General features: G+C 67.4%; 1 pseudogene. It reads right to left on the bottom strand.

Features of this window, described 5'->3' with window-relative positions:
* Window positions 1–1,853 (bottom strand): annotated as a pseudogene (locus tag EOA24_RS36400) (AsmA protein); the annotation flags it as partial.

Raw genomic sequence — 1,853 nt, 5'->3', positions numbered from 1 at the left:
GGCGTCGACCGATTTGCCGCTGGTCGACAGCGCCGCCGAAAGATCACCGCTGCCGCCGATACCGGCGCCCGGCAGGACCGCGGAAAGATCGCCGCCGGCCAGTCGCATCTGGCCGGAGAACAGGCCGGTGCCTTCCGTGTTCTTCAGGTCGAACAGGCCGGTCAGATCGCCGCCATAGAGCTTCGCCTTGAGATCGGAGACGTGGATGCCTTCGCGATCGAGCTTCAGCGAGAAGGCGGCGTCATGCGCAGTCGCGAAGGGCCCGACGGCCAGCGCCGATGTGTCGAGATCGAGGTCGGCGTTGAACGGCAGGGTCGACTTCTGGCTGAACGGCGTCGTCGGCCATCCGCCCTTGGCGGACGCGAAGGACTGGTCGCCGAACAGCGAGACCGCCAGTGGATCGAGGTCGAGCTCGTCAAGCGCCAGCGCCCCGGCAAGATGCGGCAGCCCATCCTTGGCGTCGATGTTGATGTCGCCGGACACCGCCGCCTTGTTGATTGAGCCGGTGAGGCCGCTCAGCACCAGGAGCCCGTTGCCGAAATCGGCATCGGCCGCCAGCGACGTCGACGTGCCCATTCCCATGCCGGGCAGGCCTACCCCTGTGGTCATCAGCCACGGCTCGATATCGGCGGCTTCAAGATTGACCTTGCCCTTGGCTGTAGGGCCTTGCGCCGTATCGGCGACCGTTCCGTCGAAGCTCGCCCTGAAGTCGTCGGCGGTCAGATTGAAGCTGGTCGCGAGACCGCCGGCGACCGAGCCCTTCGCCGAGACGTCGGTGTTGGCGTGGCCGAGCATGCCGAGCGGCAGCGCCGGCAGGCCGTAAAGCGCCAGCAGCGTCGTGGCATTGTCGTTGCGGGCGTTGAAGGTGATCGACACCGGCGCCTCGGTGAGCTTGTCTGCGCTTCCCTTGCCGGAAAGCGAAGCTGAGAAGGCCGAGCCGCCGGCATTGCCCTGGGCCGAGAGCGCCAGGCCCGTGGTGCCGTCGCCATTGTCGGCGGCGCTGGTCAGGAGATCGATGCGCGCATCTTGGAACAGTTCGGGATAGGCCGCCGCGCGGCTTGCCAGGCCTTTGAGCACGGCATTGTCGGGATAATGCTCGGCCGCGACATCGATCAGCGGCTTGAGGTCCACAGCAACGATGGAGGCGTTGAGCTTGCCGGTCGGGCTTTGCGGAAAATCCTTGACCCGGCCCGTGGCGCTGATCGAGGCGCCGGCCAGGCCGCCGATCGACAGCCGGTCGATCTCGAGCAGGCCCTCGCGCAGCCGCAGCGCGGTATCGACCGTATCGGCGCTGAGGCCTAGGGCGCTGACCGGACCTGCCTTGATCTGGAAATCGAGATCGCGGTCCGAAAAGCGGTTAGCGCCCTTGTCGCTGATGAAGATCGAAGCGAAGGCCGCGAGCCCGTCCAGATCCATCTCGCCGCCCGTCAGTTGCATCAGCACGGAAGGCCTGGCGCCATCCGGCTGGGTGGAATCGATGCTGCCGGAAAATTTCGCCTTGCCCAGGATGAGCTCGAGGTCGCTGAAGGACTGCCGGTTCTCGCTGAGGTCGACCTTGGCCTTGAAGCCTGCAGCGGGCAGCCGGCGGATCGCCTCGTCGACATCCTTCGACAGCCAGGCGGCAAAGCCGGAAGGCTGCCCGACGGCGAGCAGCAACGAGCCGGTGAAGCCGAAATGGTCCTCGACGCTCAGCATGCCGTCTGCTTCGAGCGTCGTGCGGCCAGGCAGCGTCGCGGCAAGCGACTTGACCGACCAGCCCCCTTCGACCGGCTCGGCCGACAGCCGCACGGCGCGCACCCGCGTGTCGCCCGCCCCCACCGCCGGCAACCCCACCTCGAGCGTGCCCGGCAGCG

The sequence above is a fragment of the Mesorhizobium sp. M2A.F.Ca.ET.039.01.1.1 genome, from assembly GCF_003998035.1.
Taxonomy (GTDB): Bacteria; Pseudomonadota; Alphaproteobacteria; order Rhizobiales; family Rhizobiaceae; genus Mesorhizobium.
This window is presented reverse-complemented; position numbering and strand designations above follow the sequence as displayed.